At 43.4% G+C, this 634-nt stretch carries 1 protein-coding gene; it reads right to left on the reverse strand.

The genetic code is table 11. The annotated features are described in order from the left end of the window. Window positions 1-35: 35 nt before the first annotated feature. A partial coding sequence (locus tag FEFB_RS08060; RefSeq protein ID WP_047975736.1) for a putative HNHc nuclease occupies window positions 36-634 on the reverse strand: 599 nt, incomplete at its 5' end.

Consider the following 634-nt stretch of genomic DNA (forward strand, 5'->3'; position numbering starts at 1 on the left):
TTTTTTAGTCATAAATACCCCTATACCAATTTCTATTACCAGTAATTTAAGTTGTAAATCTTGGCTATTTTTTCGTCCACAGGCACGCCTTGCAAATGATATTCAGCCATGCGCTCTTTTTCTTCGTGATGGAATAAATCGTGGTGCTGGCGACACAACGCAATCAAACGCCGTCCCTTGTGATTAATCTTTGTGCGGTCATTGCCCATTCCAACCTTGCTCCCGGTTATATGGTGATGGTCCGCCTTTAGTCCGCAAATCACGCAACGCTTATTCATCAAACAGGCATACTCATAGCGAGCAATGGCTGGATCGTCTAAGTGGTCTAATGGCCGGTATCTAAGTGCTATATTGTGTTGCAAACAAAACTCGAGAAGCATATTAATCAGCAAATTAGTGTCCGACATGTTGCCAGTAGCGTCTGACATGCTGAAGTCTTCGATTCCGTAATACTTCGCCATCTCGCTCTTGAAATAGCCGTATATTCTCTGTTCAAAATCTGCTTCGCTTCCACCAATTGCTGCAGTTGCAATGTCCTGCATTATTGACCAAGCAAATTTACGCTGTTTAGGGCTCACAGAGCGCCCGTCATGTACTCCTAGTGTAATTACACTATCTTGCACTTTATCGAGCT

Source organism: Fructobacillus sp. EFB-N1, from assembly GCF_001038455.1.
GTDB classification, from domain to species: Bacteria; Bacillota; Bacilli; order Lactobacillales; family Lactobacillaceae; genus Fructobacillus; species Fructobacillus cardui.